We start from the raw sequence: 13,769 nt of genomic DNA on the forward strand, positions 1-13,769 counted from the left end.
TTAGCCGCCCGGCGCCAACCGGCCGCGTATGCACGATATCGATGAGATACAGACTGTTGGCGTCGTCGGCGCTGGCACGATGGGTCACGGCATCACACAGGTCGCGGCGACTCACGGCTACGATGTCGTGATGCGGGACGTTGAGCAGGAGTTCGTCGACGACGGACTCGCGGCTATCGAGTCGTCGCTCGATCGGTTTGTCGACAAAGGAGAGATGAGCGCCGATGAGCGAGCGGCGACCCTCGGACGGATAATCGGTACGACCGAGCTCGCGGACCTGGCAGACGCAGATATCGTCGTTGAGGCCGTCGTTGAGAAGATGGCTATCAAGCGAGACGTGTTCGCCGATCTTGCGGAAGTCACCGACGACGATGTCGTGCTGGCGACGAACACGTCGACCCTGTCGGTAACGAGCATTGCGGCGGCGACAGACCGAGCGGCCCGGGTGGTCGGGCTCCATTTCATGAATCCTGTTCCGGTGATGGACGGCGTCGAGGTGGTGGTTGGCGAACGGACCGCCGACGAGACGACGGCGCTTGCCCACGCGTTCGCCGAGACGCTCGATAAGGAGACGTGGGAGGCCGATGACAAGCCCGGCTTTGTCTCTAACCGGATCTTGATGCCATGGATAAATGAGGGAATCCGGGCGTTTGACGAGGGCGTCGCCACGAAGGAGGACATCGACCGCGGGATGCGACTGGGGACAAATGTGCCGATGGGGCCGCTCGAACTCGCCGACCACATTGGGCTGGATGTCTGTCTGGACGCTACTGAGACACTCCATCAAGAGTTGGGCGACCGCTACGCACCGGCGTATCTGCTCCGCCGGAAGGTGGAGGCAGGCGACCTTGGTAAGAAGACCGGCCGCGGCTTCTACGAGTACGACTGACCGACCGCGAAAGGGCCAAGTGAGCGGCGTCGTACGGGTGAGTATGGACCTGAGTCTCACGCCCGAACAGAAACAAATCAAGGAGATGGTCGCGGAGTTCGTCGACGAGGAGGTGGTGCCCCGCGCAGCAGACATCGACAAGAGTGACGAGTTCCCGACCGATCTCATCGAGGAACTCGCCGACCTCGGGCTGATGGGAATGCCTTTTCCAGGGGAGTATGGCGGCGCCGGGCTCGACTATCATGCGTATCCGATGGCGCTAGAGGAGATCTCTCGCGGCTCGGGCGGACTCGGGACTATCGTCGCAGCCCACATCTCGCTGGCGGGCAACATGGTGTACGCGTTCGGTAGCGATGAGCAAAAGACGGAGTACTTGACGCCGCTCGCCCGTGGCGAGGAGATAGGCGCCTTCGCGCTCTCGGAGCCGCAGGCGGGATCAGATGTGCCGGCGATGGAGACGACCGCCGAGCGGGACGGCGACGGCTACCGTGTCAACGGAAACAAACTGTGGATTTCGAACGGCTCTGTCGCGGATACGGTGACGCTGTTCGCCAAAACCGATCCCGAGGCTGGCAACAAGGGCATCTCCTCGTTCATCGTCCGGCCCGAGGAGGACGACGGGTTCATCGTCGAGGGGACAGAGGACAAGCTCGGCGATAAGGGGTGTCCCACCGCAGAACTCCGGTTTGACGACATGTATCTCCCGCAAGACCGGTTGCTCGGCGACGAGGGTCGCGGCTTCGTCCACGCGCTGAAGACACTCAACGGCGGGCGTATCACCATCGCAGCCCGGTCGGTTGGCATCGCGCAGGCGGCCCTCGACGCCGCTAGCGAGTACGCAGCCGATCGCGAGCAGTTCGATCAGCCTATCTCCGAGTTCCAGGCCATCCAGCACAAAATCGCGGATATGGACACGAAGACGCGGGCAGCTCGGCTGCTGATGCACGACGCCGCAGACAAGAAGATGCGCGGTGAAGAATTCGCGAAGGAAGCCGCACAGGCGAAGCTGTACGCCAGCGAGGTGTCTCGTGAGGTGGCGAACGAGGGCATCCAGATTCACGGTGGCTACGGCTACACGAAGGACTTCCCGGCCGAGCGCTACTACCGGGATGCCAAGCTCAACGAGATCTACGAGGGGACCAGCGAGGTGCTCCGTAACACCATCGCAAAGCAGCTGCTCGAGTAGCTATTCCACCTGCTCACGAAACCATGCGAACTGCGCATCGACCCGGGAGCGGCCAGCGTCGGTAAGCGAGAGCACATCCGCGATGCCCTCTACCTCGCGCTCGATATGACCACCATCAACGAGCGCTGTTATCGCGCCGTCGAACTGCTCAGGCCGGAGTCGACGGTCGTAGCGCCGCTGGAGCGCTGTTTTGAGTTCCTGCTTCCGGTACTGCTCGTCGTATAACAAGATGCACACATCACGCCGAAGGCCGCTAGCGAGCCACTCCATGCCGACGGCTCGTGTCCCAGCTCCGAAATGGTTTCACTCCGCGTACGGATTCTCTCGCTCCTCGGGTGGTGCCTGTACTTCGAGGTATGGCGGTTCTGTCGTGTACTCGACCAGCGAGGTGGTGCCGACGAAGCCACAGGGGGATTTCCGGAGGCTGACGTACTGGAGGCCGTTGTCAGTCACCCAGGTCTGGAGTACCTGCTCGGCGGCGTTCGTGTAGAACCCATGCATCTCCTCGCTTGTCTCCGTAGGGTTCTGAATGTGAAGCAGAAGGTCGCCCGGCCGGAGCCAGTCGGCCTCGAGCGTATAGCGGCTCTGGCGGGCATCCTCGCCGCCCAGACTGTCCACCACCGCATTGGCATTGATGAGCGTCGCCCGTGGCCCGTCGCCCGTGCGGCCATTGATATCTTCGAACACAGCAGATAGTTCCTCGGCAGTGCTGCAGGGTGCGTAGACGTTCTCATGATCGTTGTCCCATGCACCGATGAGATCGACAACAAATAGCTGGTCAGTCGCGAGCAAGTCCTCGGCGGCGACATCGTGGCCCCCGAGGATGGTTCCCAGTGAAGAGGGACGCATCCGGATGGTCGGGACGAGCACGATGGGAACGTCCCGCTCGACAGCCCGCGCGAGCAGGGCACCGAACAATGCCGTCAAATTGGCGCGGCCGTCGTGCTCGAGCAGGACGCCCGCCCCGGTCGCCAACCCGCCACCGCACAGCGAGTCTAACCCGTCGATACCGACGCTGACGTGTCTGTGGGTTTTCAGTTCCGGTGGCTGTGACCGCCGGGACGGGCCGGCGTCGATACCCGCAGCCGTCAACTCGTACTCGACGGTGCGGCGATCGTGGTCGATGCCGCGCATCTTCTGTATCTCGAGGAAGCGGTGGGGATCGCCGTTCACTGCCTCGCGGCGCATCACGATGACACCGTGTGTGGTAAACGACAGTGGGTCGTGACCTTCCGAGGCCTCAGCGGTGAACAGCGTCGTTGCCCCGAGTCCGTCGGAGAACACCCGGATGAGCTCCAGCAGTTGTCGACGGAACAGCTCGGAGTTGTCGGTGACCGCCCGCAGCGCTGACACCGAGTCGAGCACGAGTCGGTCGCAGTTCCGGGCGTTCTGAAAGTAGCGGGCGACGTTTTGGATCGTGAATGGAATCTGTCTGTCGTCGACGACGCTGCCACCGTCGAGCGTCCGCAGCGTCAACTGGGCGCGCTCGCCGCTGTCCCGCGGCGATGGATGGAGCGTTGTGACCGCGAGTCGGTCGTGCTCCAGATCGAACTCATACTCTTTGAAGGAGTCGTGCAGCTCCTCACGGGTCTGCTCTGTCGAGACGAACAGACAACGTTCGCCGTCATCGAGGCCGGCCTGCAGGAACTGCATTCCGAACGTCGTCTTACCTGTCCCTGGCCCGCCGCGAACGAGAACACTCCGGTTTGAGGGGATTCCGCCATCCAGCATCCGGTCGAGAACCGAATTGCCCGTCGACAGTCGGATCTCCGTGCTCATCTGTCTCACACCACGATGTCCCCACGGTTAAAAGACGTGCGTCCCGCCGCGACCGCCAGGTTCCCGTACCATGGCCACCTACAACACGTATGACCGAAACTGCCGAGTTGGGCGACATCACCGCCGAGTACTATGAGACGGATGAAGAGCGGGTCCTGACTTACGAGCGGGACGGTGCGACGGCTGCTGTTGCCCAGAATATTGAGGGGTATGCGATGTTGAAGGTCCGGCCGACCGCTAACGGCGACGAACTGGAGCGCTATTACGGGTTCGACATGGCGCTTGACCACGCTGCGGAACTGCTCGGCGTCTCCGTCCACGACCTGCCGGTGCCAGACGCCGCCGAAGATATGGGGATGTAGCGTCGCCGAACGTGACTACTGGCTCCCGTTAGGCCGCCGCCTTCCGTCGCCGAAAGACGCCGAGGAACTCTGCTGGGGCCTCAGCGTGGGGCAGCAGGTCTGTGTCGGCGATAGAGACGAAATCGGCGCCGACCTGCTCGGCGAGTTCGCGGCCATAGGATGGCTCTGGCATCCGGGCCTCTTCACCCCAGACTATCGTCGTTGGGATATCGAGTGCCGCAAGGTCGGCCTCCAGCTCTGTATCGAGGTTGAGGAAGCCGCTTATAAACGACGCTGGCGCGTAACGGGCTCCGGGCTGGTGGGCGGTCTGCCAGTCGTACTCAACCCACTCGTCGGTAATCGACTCCTCACGAGCAAAGCCGTGGTCCGCAAGGAACCACCGGATAGCCGGCTTCGAGGTGAGTGCGTTATAGAGCGTCTCGCCAATGACAGGCGCCCGCAACAGCGACCGGAGCCACGTCCGTCGTCCAGGCATCGCCCGCGTGGTCGGACAGACGAGCACGAACTCCCGGATGTCCGTCTCTGCGGCGGCTTGGACAGCGTAGCTGGCCGTTAGCGACGAAGCGAGTACCGTTGGCTCGTCGCTCAGCTCTCGCAGGAAGTCGGTCACGAATGCGACGTACAGCGACGCCGAATACAGTAACGGAGGTCGGTCAGAGCCGCCGAAGCCTGGTAGATCTGGCGCGAGCACGTGATAGTCCTCGGCGAGTTCCTCGATTACCTCGCGGAACTCGTGAGATGAGCCGGCGGCGTTGACGCCGTGGAGACAGACCAGATCAGGGTCGCCCGGGTCGCCCAATTCTGTGTACGCAACATCAAAGCCACGCCACCGATAGGTCGACTGCTCGCGGCCTAACGGCGGCTCGAATTCGTCCGCCGTCAGCTGGCTGTTCACCGCTGCTGCAGCGCTGACCGTCCCTACAATACCGAGAGCTGCCTGACGAAGTTTCATACCGTACAGCAGGGCCGGGAGGCTCAAAAGCCCACGCCAAGGCCGCTATTCGTCAGAGTTCTCAGCGTCGTCAATAGCAGCCTCTGTCAGTACAGCCTCGATATCTATGTCCCGCTCCTCGGCCAACGCCTCGAGAAGCGCGCGCTGTTCGGCGTTCTCCCGCTCCAGCGCGGCCACCCGGTCGTGGGTCTCATCGATTCGCTCATGCATCTCCTCAACGCGCGACCGAAGGTCGTTCAGCCGCTCGAACAGCCGCTCGGCCGTGTCAGCGAGCGTCTGCAGCTTCTTCGCCGTGGTGCCGAGTCCGACCATATTGCCAATCTGTGCGGCTCCCTCCTGTCACTTTCTATCTACCCGTGCAAAAGCGCTTAGTCACGGGCGTCAGGAGTCGGAGGCATGAACGTCCGTATCGGCGGCGACGCGACCGAGGAGGAGGCCTCGGCTATCGCCAGCGCGCTGGCGGCACATACCGATGACGACGAGATACGTGTTTTCGTCGGTGACGCTGACGAGCCGCTGCTTGTCCGCGAGGTCGAGCTGACCGCTCCCGTCGAGGAGGCGGACGATCCCGGTCCCACCGACCGCGAAGAGCAGCTCCGCGAGGAGATACGCGATATCGAGGCGGGTGGTCCCCCGAAGTACCGGGAGCGACTCGCTGACCAGGGGAAGTTATTTGTCCGCGACCGGCTCGAACTATGGTTCGGCGACGCAATCCACTTCGAGGACGGGAAGTTCGCCGCCTTCGACGAGTGGCACCCTGACTCGCCAGACGTTGACGAGTACGACGAGTCCGACCGTGTGCCTGCAGACGGCCTCCTCACCGGCGCAGCGGAGTTCGACGGTCGGGATGTCCACTTCATGGCTAACGACTTCACGGTCAAAGCGGGGTCGATGGCTGGCCGTGGCGTCGAGAAGTTCCTCCGGATGCAGCAGCGCGCGCTCAAGACCGGCCAACCCGTCCTCTATCTGATGGACTCCTCAGGCGGCCGCATCGACGAGCAGACGGGCTTCTTCGCAAACCGCGAGGGTATCGGAAAATACTATTTCAACCATTCGCGACTCTCCGGACGCGTCCCGCAGATATGTGTCCTCTACGGCCCCTGTATTGCCGGCGCCGCGTACACTCCCGTATTTGCCGACTTCACCGTCATGGTCGAGGGGATGTCTGCGATGGCTATTGCCTCGCCGCGAATGGTGAAAATGGTCACCGGCGAGGACATCGAGATGGAGGAACTGGGCGGCCCACAGGTTCACGCTGAACACTCAGCGTCGGCGGACCTTATCGCCCGTGATGAGAAGCACGCCCGCGAACTGGTTGCCCAGCTAATCACCTATCTGCCGGATAATAGCGACGAACGTCCACCCCGCGCAGAGCCGGCGCCACCCCGGAAGTCGCCGAAGGGTATCGACGCAGTGGTGCCGGAGGCGCCCAACGAACCCTACCAGATGGAGCGGGTCATCGAGCGACTGGTCGACCACGGCAGCTTCTTCGAGCTGAAGCCCGACTACGGCGAAGAGATACTCACCGGATTCGCCCGCGTCGATGGCCGGCCGGTCGGCGTCGTCGCCAACCAGCCAGCCAAGCGAGCCGGCGCCATCTACCCTGATGCCGCCGACAAGGCTGCCGGCTTCGTGTGGACATGCGACGCCTACAACATCCCTCTGCTGTATCTGTGTGACACCCCCGGCTTCATGGCCGGATCGGCCGTCGAGAAGGAGGGAATCCTCGAGAAAGGGAAAAAGATGATATACGCCACCTCGGCAGCGACTGTCCCCAAGCAGTGTGTCATCGTCCGGAAAGCCTACGGCGCCGGCATTTACGCGATGTCCGGCCCCGCTTACGATCCGGAGTCGACCATCGGTCTCCCCTCGGGCGAAATCGGTATTATGGGTCCTGAGGCCGCTATTAACGCCGTCTATGCAAACAAGCTGGACGCGGTCGACGACCCCGAGGAACGTGCTGAGATGGAGCAGCGACTTCGCGAGGAGTACCGCCGCGACATCGATATCCACAGGATGGCGAGCGAGGTTGTCATCGACGAGATTATTCCGCCCTCAGAGCTCCGCGAAGAGCTGGCCGCCCGCTTCGCCTTCTACGAAGACGTCGAGAAGGACCGTCCGTCGAAGAAACACGGGACGATTCTCTGAGTCGCCTCGGTCGATTAGTGCGCGCGGAATTCGCCGACGAAGACCGCCCATGCCAGTCCCGCGAGACCGACGTCCCGCGCGAGCACGTCGCCGAAGCCTCCGCCTGCTGCCCCAACCACCGCCAGATACGCACACGTCGCCGTCAGTGAGACGGCCGCGACCAGCGCTGCGAGTGCCGCGTACCGGTCGACAAGCAGCGTGAGTCCGAAGCCTACCTCCAGCCAGCCGTTTATGAGCATGAACACCGTCGGCGAGACGATAAGCAGCGGCTCCAGCCAATCAACGACGTATATCGTCCAGGCGGCTGGCGCCAGTAGCTTATGTACTCCCGCTGATAGCACCATCGCGCCAAGGGCGAACCGTGCGATGGTGCCGGGCTGGGGGGCGTCAGTCTCGACCCACTCGGCGAATCCCGCCGTCTGCCGCTGCAGTGACCGGCCCCACTCGCGCATACTCTGCCTACGACGCCGGCGTTCAAAGCGATTGGCTTACTCGGATTGCTTGAGCGACAGCACGGTCCGGTCGAACTCACAGACGAGTGTGTCGCCGTCCGGCCCGTCGCCACCTTCGTCCACCTTGTAGACGTCGACGTGCATCTCGACGACACCCCGCTCACCGTCGCTAGTCTCGCGTTTGTCTGTTACCGTTGTACGCGCATACAGGGTGTCGCCGAGGAACACCGGGTTCGGGTGTTCAACGCTATCGTATGAGAGGTTCGCGACGATGGTGCCGTCCGTTGTCTCTGGGATGGTCATTCCGACGGCCAGCGACATCGTGTAGAGCCCGTTGACGAGTCGTTCGCCGAACTCCGTCTCCGCAGCGAACGCTGCGTCCAAGTGGAGTGGCTGCTGATTCATCGTCATATCACAGAACGTCTGGTTGTCACGCTCGGAGACGGTCCGCCGTCGAGGGTGGACTATCTCGTCGCCGATGGTAAACTCCTTGTAGTATCGGCCTGTCATAGCTGGGAGCGCGGCCGCGGCAATCAATAGCGTGGTGGTGTCCACCCGACTTTTTTCAGCCCGTGTTCTGTCGATATGTTTGAATCACCGGGGCCGACCCGGCCACACCCCCCACAATGATAACACTCATCGTCTCGGTAGCGGCAGCGCTACTCCTCGGCGCAATCGTCGCCTCTTTCACAGGCGTCGTTCTCGCGGCGAGCGAGTCGGCGTCGACGCAGTCAGTACCGGTGCCGTTGGCGCTCATCCTACTTGCGACGGCGGCGCTGCTGCTCGCGTCGTCGCCGGAGTGATGTAGCACGGGTGTTTCCCCCCGGCATGGCACGACGCTCGCTGCTGTTTGCCCCGGGCGACGAGCCGGAATTGCTCTACAAGACGGCCGAAACAGGCGCAGACGTCGTCTGTTTCGACCTTGAGGACGCTGTCGCGCCCGATGCGAAGGCTGCCGCACGCGAGGCCGTCAACGACGTGGTGACTGACATGGCCTTCGATCCCGACGCCGAGGTGGTCGTCCGGGTCAACCCCAGCCCCGAGACAGCCAAAACAGATGTCGCGACGGCCCTCGCCGGCGATGCCCGCGTCGACGCCGTCATGGCGCCCAAAACCGACAGCCCTGCTGACGTACAGACCCTTGCCGACATACTCGCGGCCCACGACCACGACTTGCCGGTGTTCGCACTGTGTGAGTCGGCCGCAGGCGTACTCGAGGCGCAGGCCATTGCGGCAGCTGACCCTGTCGACGCGCTTGTGTTCGGCGCCGAGGACCTCGCTGCGGACATCGGTGCAACCCGGACTGCCGAAGGAACAGAAGTCCTTCACGCGCGCGAACACATCGTGTTGGCAGCCGCCGCTGCCGGTGTCGACGCTATCGACACGCTTCACACCGATATCGAGGACAGCGAGGGACTGGCCGAAGCGGCCCGGTTCGGCATCGAACTTGGCTTTAATGGGAAAATATGCATCCACCCCGCTCAGGTTGCGGTGGTCAACGAGGCGTTCACACCTGACGGCGAGCGCATCGAGTGGGCTCGACGCGTACTCGATGCAGCCGGAGAGGGTGGCGTTGTTCGCGTCGATGGCGAGATGGTCGACGCGCCGCTGGTCACACAGGCCGAACGGGTCCGTGAACGGGCCCGCGCAGCCGGCGTCTGGTCGGATTGACTCGAGGGTACGGCGTTTCCCCCGGTATGGCCCCGATGCACTTTTGCGGCGAACGTGCCACGAGAGAGCCATGAGCGACGAGGCCAACCCGTTCGAGAGTCTGCAAGAGCAGATCGACGACGCGGCTGCATACGTTGATATTAACGACGGCCTGCTCAAGCGACTGAAACGGCCAGAGCGGGTACTGGAGACGAATCTTACGATTCGGATGGACGACGGCGATCTGGAGACGTTCCGTGCCTACCGCTCGCAGTTCAACGGCGACCGCGGCCCGTACAAGGGGGGCATCCGCTATCATCCGGACGTCTCCCGCGACGAGGTGAAGGCGCTGTCAGGCTGGATGGTGTACAAGTGCGCGACCGTCGACATCCCGTACGGCGGTGGAAAGGGTGGCATCGCGGTCGACCCACGCGAGCTGTCGGCCGCAGAACTTGAACGGCTCACCCGCGCGTTCGCCGAGGAACTGCGCCCGCTTATCGGCGAGAACCGCGACATTCCAGCGCCAGATGTCAATACCGGCCAGCGCGAGATGAACTGGCTCAAGGACACCTACGAGACGCTCGAGAACACGACGGCACCGGGCGTCGTCACGGGGAAGGCGCTCGACTCGGGTGGCTCGGAGGGCCGCGTCGAGGCGACGGGCCGCTCGACGATGCTGACGGCCCGCGAGGCGTTCGACTATCTTGGCAGGCGTATCGAGGGTGCCACCGTCGCGGTCCAGGGGTACGGCAACGCTGGCTCGGTCGCTGCCCGCCTGCTTGAGTCGGAAGTAGGTGCGAACGTCGTTGCGGTCTCGGACTCCTCGGGCGGCGTCTACACGAGAGGTGGTCTCGACGCGGCCGCTGTCAAACACCACAAGCGGGAGACCGGCTCTGTCCGCGGCTTCGAGGGAGCGGACGAGGAGATAACGAACGAACAGCTGCTGGGGCTGGATGTCGACCTGCTGATTCCCGCGGCACTAGAGAACGCCATCGACGCCGAACTCGCGCAGGCTGTGTCTGCCGACGTGGTGGTAGAGGCGGCCAACGGCCCGCTCACTCCAGAGGCGGACGACGTGCTTACCGATCGGGATGTCCACGTGTTTCCCGACATCCTCGCGAACGCTGGCGGCGTCACCGTCTCGTATTTTGAGTGGGTTCAAAACCGCCAACGGTTCTACTGGACGGAAGAGCGCGTGAATGAAGAACTCGAGCGGGTGGTCTGTGACGCCTTCGACGGCCTGATTGAGGCCTACGAGTCGTACGGCGTCCCCAACTTCCGAACGGCAGCGTACGTCGTCGCCATCAAGCGGGTCACCTCGGCACACGCCGAGTCGGGCACGTGGCCCTGACTGGAGACCAGAAGCCTTCTTACGGCGTCGCCCGACGACGGCGGTAATGAGCGACCTGCGCCCGAGTCGGACGGTCCAGGCCGTCGTCGCGCTGGCTGTCGTCGGGCTGCTCGCGCGGCTTGTCTTCCTTGGCTCCCGGGTCGCGCACTTCGACGAGGCGCGAGTCGCCTACTGGACACTCCATTACCTCCAGACCGGCGAGTTCCATTACCGATTCATCATCCATGGCCCGCTTGTTCAGCACGTCGGCCGCCCGTTGTTCGCGCTGCTCGGACCAACGGACTTCGCTGCCCGGCTCCCCGTCGCTGTCGTCGGTGGCCTGCTCCCGCTGGTCGCGCTGTGGTTCCGCCACCGACTCTCTGATGTCGAGACGGTTGGTGTCGCCTTCTTTCTCGCGGTCAACCCGCTGTTGCTCTACTACGGTCGGTTCATGCGCTCGACGGTGCTGGTCGCGGCACTCTGCACTGTGGCGTTCGCGGCGTTCGTCCGCGTGTACGACGGCTTCGGCCCACGGTACCTCTATTTGGGCTCGGCGACGCTAGCACTGGGATTTGGCGCAAAAGAAAATGCCGTCGTCTACGTACTCTGCTGGCTGGGTGCGGGCGCGCTCGTCGTTGACGCGAAGCTGTTCGGAGGGTCAGAGACGGGACTCAAACGGCTGGGACGGTGGCGCGGACTCGCCCGTGGGCGGGTCCTCGCCGACGGAGGTGGTGTTGACCCGCGGGCCGGCCGGTGGCTTGGCCACCTCGTCGCGAGTCTCCTCGTGTTTGTCGTGCTGTTCGTCTTCCTGTATGCCCCTCGTGGCGGGGAGTGGGTTGGACTCTATGACACGCTTGCGAACCCAGCCCGGGCACCGGAGATGCTCTCTACGACGGCCGACCAGGTAGCGACCGGCTACGGTCACTGGTTTGGCGGAACCAGCGAGACGACGCTTGCGGCTATCGGTGACCAGCTTGAACGGTCTGTGCGTGCCATTGGCGGTTACGCCGCGCCACTTGTCGCGCTTGCCGTCGTCGGCTTCTTCATCGAGCGGTACGCCGGCAATCCACCCCGGCAGTTTGTCCTTGGCTGCAGCTACTGGGGATTCGTCTCTGTGCCCGGCTATGCGTTCGGCACTGACATTGTCAATGCGTGGATACTAGCGAACGCGCTCGTCCCGTTAGCGGTGCCTGCGGCCGTCGGGCTCGCCGTACTCGTCGAGACAGTTCGCGATGCGGTTGTGAGCGAGGATACCGTGGGCATCGCCGCAGCCGTTGTGCTCCTGATTGTGGTCGTTGGGACCGTTGCTGGCGGCGCCGCGACGGGTGTGTACGCGAACACTACGTCGCCTGACAACGCACTCGTCCAGTATGCCCAGCCGAGTCAGGAGATGCGCCCGGCCGTTGCGGCGATGGACGCGGCTGTTGCCGACGGGGGAGACGTATTTGTCTACGGCGACGGCAACGAGGAGTTCGTTGATGGCGACACGGATGCTCCGCGCAGGCCCGCGTGTATCAGCTGGTTCCGAACGCTGCCACTGGGCTGGTATCTGACGGCCGCGGACGCGAGCGTCGCGTGCGGCAATGCGCCTGAGGAGCTGCCCGACCGGCTCCCCGCAGTGGTTGTCGCGCCGGCTGACTGTACGTTGGAGCGGACCGTCGACTGCCGCGACCAGCCGGCGGCGCTGGCGGGCCCTAACACGCTCGCTAACCGGACAGACGGCTACGAGCGATACGCCTTCCTCCACCGAACGACTGGCGGCAACTGGTTCGACGGTATCGTCGTCTACGTCGACCCCGACCGCTAACCGCAAGCTTCAGGCGCTGCCGCTTGGTGTGTGAGATATGCATCTCTCCGACGACGGACCGACGCTCGGCGTGGTGGGGGGTGGACAGCTCGGGCGGATGCTTGGCGAGGCGGCCGGGCCGCTTGGCGTGCGGGTGGTCGTCTCCGACCCGACGCCCAACTGTCCCGCCAGCCCCGTCGTCGACGAGCAAGTGGTCGGTGCCTTCGACGACCACGAGACAGTTCGTGCGGTCGCAGAGCGATCGGATGTGCTCACTTACGAGATTGAGCTGGCGGACCCGGACACGCTGGCGGCCGTCGCTGAAGAGACGGGCACCCCTGTTCATCCCCACCCAGAGACGCTGCGGACGATACAGGACAAACTTGTCCAGAATGACGCCTTCGCCGAGGCAGGCATTCCCCTTCCGGAGTACCATCGAGTGGATGACGCTGCGGACCTGCGGGCCGCCGGCGATGCCCTCGGTTGGCCGGTGATGCTCAAAGCACGCACTGGCGGTTACGACGGCCGTGGTAACGTCCCTGTCGAGGGACCCGAGGAGGCGGCCGCGGCGTTGGCCGAGGTTGGGGCCGGCGACGACGGCGCGCTTGCCGAGCGGATGGTCCCGTTCGACCGCGAACTCGCTGTCATCGGTTGCCGCGGCGCCGACGGCCAGACGGCTGCCTTTCCCGTCACCGAGACCGTCCACGAGGCAGAGATACTCCGCGCGACGGTGTCACCTGCCCGCACAGACCGCGCAACCCGCGAGCGGGCGCGTGAGGTGGCACTGGATGTACTCGACACGCTAGAGGGGCGTGGTGTCTTCGGCATCGAACTGTTTGAGCAGTCCGGTGCCGAAGACACCATCTTGGTCAACGAGGTAGCGCCGCGGCCGCACAACTCCGGCCATTGGACCATCGAGGGGTGTTCCACCTCGCAGTTCGGCCAGCACGTCCGTGCGGTGCTCGGCTGGCCGCTCGGCGCGACTGATCGTCGCTGTCCGACGGCGAGCGTTAACCTGCTGGGGAAGGGTGAGGTTCGTCCAGCGCGGTTGGCAGGCGTTGAGGACCTGCTCGCCGTCCAGGGGGCAGCACTCCACTGGTACGGGAAACGTGAGGTGCGGCCGCTTCGAAAGATGGGCCACGTGACCCTGCCTGGAGATGCCACTGATATCCACGGGGCCGATGCGCTGCTCTCGCGTGCCCGACACCTTCCTGATCAGGTGACGTTCGCGTGAC

The 13,769-nt window shown here is 63.9% G+C and carries 15 protein-coding genes; 9 read left to right on the forward strand and 6 right to left on the reverse strand.

From position 1 onward, the window contains the following. Positions 1–28 precede the first annotated feature (28 nt). Positions 29–889, forward strand: coding sequence for a 3-hydroxyacyl-CoA dehydrogenase family protein (locus ABEJ63_RS03650; protein WP_375794993.1), 861 nt, complete (start codon positions 29–31; stop codon positions 887–889). Between the two features lie 43 nt (positions 890–932). Further along, entirely contained in the window at positions 933–2,075 is a 1,143-nt protein-coding gene (locus tag ABEJ63_RS03655) for an acyl-CoA dehydrogenase (RefSeq protein WP_375794994.1), read from the forward strand. Here the strand turns inward: ABEJ63_RS03655 and ABEJ63_RS03660 are convergent, their stop codons facing one another. Continuing rightward, positions 2,076–2,345, reverse strand: coding sequence for a PadR family transcriptional regulator (locus ABEJ63_RS03660; protein WP_375794995.1), 270 nt, complete (start codon positions 2,343–2,345; stop codon positions 2,076–2,078). A 33-nt stretch (positions 2,346–2,378) separates the two neighbouring features. Then, positions 2,379–3,854 (reverse strand): ATPase domain-containing protein, encoded by a 1,476-nt coding sequence (locus ABEJ63_RS03665; RefSeq protein WP_375794996.1) that lies wholly within the window; start codon positions 3,852–3,854, stop codon positions 2,379–2,381. Between the two features lie 89 nt (positions 3,855–3,943). Between ABEJ63_RS03665 and ABEJ63_RS03670 the strand changes: the two genes are divergently transcribed. Continuing rightward, positions 3,944–4,216, forward strand: coding sequence for a hypothetical protein (locus ABEJ63_RS03670; protein ID WP_375794997.1), 273 nt, complete (start codon positions 3,944–3,946; stop codon positions 4,214–4,216). A 28-nt stretch (positions 4,217–4,244) separates the two neighbouring features. Here the strand turns inward: ABEJ63_RS03670 and ABEJ63_RS03675 are convergent, their stop codons facing one another. Both ABEJ63_RS03675 and ABEJ63_RS03680 read right to left on the reverse strand, forming a co-directional pair. Beyond that, positions 4,245–5,168 (reverse strand): alpha/beta fold hydrolase, encoded by a 924-nt coding sequence (locus ABEJ63_RS03675; RefSeq protein ID WP_375794998.1) that lies wholly within the window; start codon positions 5,166–5,168, stop codon positions 4,245–4,247. A gap of 45 nt (positions 5,169–5,213) precedes the next feature. Further along, positions 5,214–5,480: a DUF5798 family protein gene (locus ABEJ63_RS03680; protein WP_375794999.1), complete on the reverse strand. Its 267-nt coding sequence runs from the start codon at positions 5,478–5,480 to the stop codon at positions 5,214–5,216. 84 nt (positions 5,481–5,564) lie between these two features. Here ABEJ63_RS03680 and ABEJ63_RS03685 point away from each other — a divergent pair, with 84 nt between their 5' ends. Further along, a complete protein-coding gene (locus ABEJ63_RS03685; RefSeq protein ID WP_375795000.1) occupies positions 5,565–7,316 on the forward strand; it encodes an acyl-CoA carboxylase subunit beta in 1,752 nt (583 codons plus the stop codon). Between the two features lie 14 nt (positions 7,317–7,330). Here ABEJ63_RS03685 and ABEJ63_RS03690 read toward each other — a convergent pair whose 3' ends face one another. Both ABEJ63_RS03690 and ABEJ63_RS03695 read right to left on the reverse strand, forming a co-directional pair. Then, the gene (locus ABEJ63_RS03690; protein ID WP_375795001.1) at positions 7,331–7,768 is read right to left on the reverse strand and encodes a DoxX family membrane protein; all 438 of its coding nucleotides are present in this window, start codon (positions 7,766–7,768) and stop codon (positions 7,331–7,333) included. 36 nt (positions 7,769–7,804) lie between these two features. Next, complete coding sequence (locus tag ABEJ63_RS03695; RefSeq protein WP_375795002.1) at positions 7,805–8,278, reverse strand: MaoC family dehydratase; 474 nt, start codon at positions 8,276–8,278, stop codon at positions 7,805–7,807. Between the two features lie 116 nt (positions 8,279–8,394). Between ABEJ63_RS03695 and ABEJ63_RS03700 the strand changes: the two genes are divergently transcribed. The 5 genes from ABEJ63_RS03700 to ABEJ63_RS03720 all read left to right on the forward strand — a co-directional run bounded on the left by ABEJ63_RS03700 (position 8,395) and on the right by ABEJ63_RS03720 (position 13,768). After that, complete coding sequence (locus tag ABEJ63_RS03700; protein WP_375795003.1) at positions 8,395–8,571, forward strand: hypothetical protein; 177 nt, start codon at positions 8,395–8,397, stop codon at positions 8,569–8,571. A 25-nt stretch (positions 8,572–8,596) separates the two neighbouring features. Continuing rightward, positions 8,597–9,439 (forward strand): HpcH/HpaI aldolase/citrate lyase family protein, encoded by an 843-nt coding sequence (locus tag ABEJ63_RS03705; RefSeq protein ID WP_375795004.1) that lies wholly within the window; start codon positions 8,597–8,599, stop codon positions 9,437–9,439. 70 nt (positions 9,440–9,509) lie between these two features. Further along, positions 9,510–10,769 carry a Glu/Leu/Phe/Val dehydrogenase gene (locus ABEJ63_RS03710; RefSeq protein ID WP_375795005.1) on the forward strand — a complete coding sequence of 420 codons (1,260 nt, stop codon included), beginning with the start codon at positions 9,510–9,512 and terminating at the stop codon, positions 10,767–10,769. A 46-nt stretch (positions 10,770–10,815) separates the two neighbouring features. Beyond that, on the forward strand, positions 10,816–12,555 hold the full coding sequence (locus ABEJ63_RS03715) for a flippase activity-associated protein Agl23 (protein ID WP_375795006.1): 1,740 nt from the start codon (positions 10,816–10,818) through the stop codon (positions 12,553–12,555). A 37-nt stretch (positions 12,556–12,592) separates the two neighbouring features. After that, positions 12,593–13,768: a 5-(carboxyamino)imidazole ribonucleotide synthase gene (locus ABEJ63_RS03720; RefSeq protein ID WP_375795007.1), complete on the forward strand. Its 1,176-nt coding sequence runs from the start codon at positions 12,593–12,595 to the stop codon at positions 13,766–13,768. The last annotated feature ends 1 nt before the right edge of the window (position 13,769 follow it).

Source organism: Halosegnis sp. (genome assembly GCF_042216475.1).
In the GTDB taxonomy this organism is placed as follows: domain Archaea; phylum Halobacteriota; class Halobacteria; order Halobacteriales; family Haloarculaceae; genus Halosegnis.

Excerpts from the sequence above, each read along its gene's own strand:
- ABEJ63_RS03650 (WP_375794993.1), top strand. The coding sequence starts at position 29 with ATGCACGATATCGATGAGATACAGACTGTTGGCGTCGTCGGCGCTGGC.
- ABEJ63_RS03655 (WP_375794994.1), top strand. The coding sequence starts at position 933 with ATGGACCTGAGTCTCACGCCCGAACAGAAACAAATCAAGGAGATGGTC.
- ABEJ63_RS03660 (WP_375794995.1), bottom strand. The coding sequence starts at position 2,345 with ATGGAGTGGCTCGCTAGCGGCCTTCGGCGTGATGTGTGCATCTTGTTA.
- ABEJ63_RS03665 (WP_375794996.1), bottom strand. The coding sequence starts at position 3,854 with ATGAGCACGGAGATCCGACTGTCGACGGGCAATTCGGTTCTCGACCGG.
- ABEJ63_RS03670 (WP_375794997.1), top strand. The coding sequence starts at position 3,944 with ATGACCGAAACTGCCGAGTTGGGCGACATCACCGCCGAGTACTATGAG.
- ABEJ63_RS03675 (WP_375794998.1), bottom strand. The coding sequence starts at position 5,168 with ATGAAACTTCGTCAGGCAGCTCTCGGTATTGTAGGGACGGTCAGCGCT.
- ABEJ63_RS03680 (WP_375794999.1), bottom strand. The coding sequence starts at position 5,480 with ATGGTCGGACTCGGCACCACGGCGAAGAAGCTGCAGACGCTCGCTGAC.
- ABEJ63_RS03685 (WP_375795000.1), top strand. The coding sequence starts at position 5,565 with ATGAACGTCCGTATCGGCGGCGACGCGACCGAGGAGGAGGCCTCGGCT.
- ABEJ63_RS03690 (WP_375795001.1), bottom strand. The coding sequence starts at position 7,768 with ATGCGCGAGTGGGGCCGGTCACTGCAGCGGCAGACGGCGGGATTCGCC.
- ABEJ63_RS03695 (WP_375795002.1), bottom strand. The coding sequence starts at position 8,278 with ATGACAGGCCGATACTACAAGGAGTTTACCATCGGCGACGAGATAGTC.
- ABEJ63_RS03700 (WP_375795003.1), top strand. The coding sequence starts at position 8,395 with ATGATAACACTCATCGTCTCGGTAGCGGCAGCGCTACTCCTCGGCGCA.
- ABEJ63_RS03705 (WP_375795004.1), top strand. The coding sequence starts at position 8,597 with ATGGCACGACGCTCGCTGCTGTTTGCCCCGGGCGACGAGCCGGAATTG.
- ABEJ63_RS03710 (WP_375795005.1), top strand. The coding sequence starts at position 9,510 with ATGAGCGACGAGGCCAACCCGTTCGAGAGTCTGCAAGAGCAGATCGAC.
- ABEJ63_RS03715 (WP_375795006.1), top strand. The coding sequence starts at position 10,816 with ATGAGCGACCTGCGCCCGAGTCGGACGGTCCAGGCCGTCGTCGCGCTG.
- ABEJ63_RS03720 (WP_375795007.1), top strand. The coding sequence starts at position 12,593 with ATGCATCTCTCCGACGACGGACCGACGCTCGGCGTGGTGGGGGGTGGA.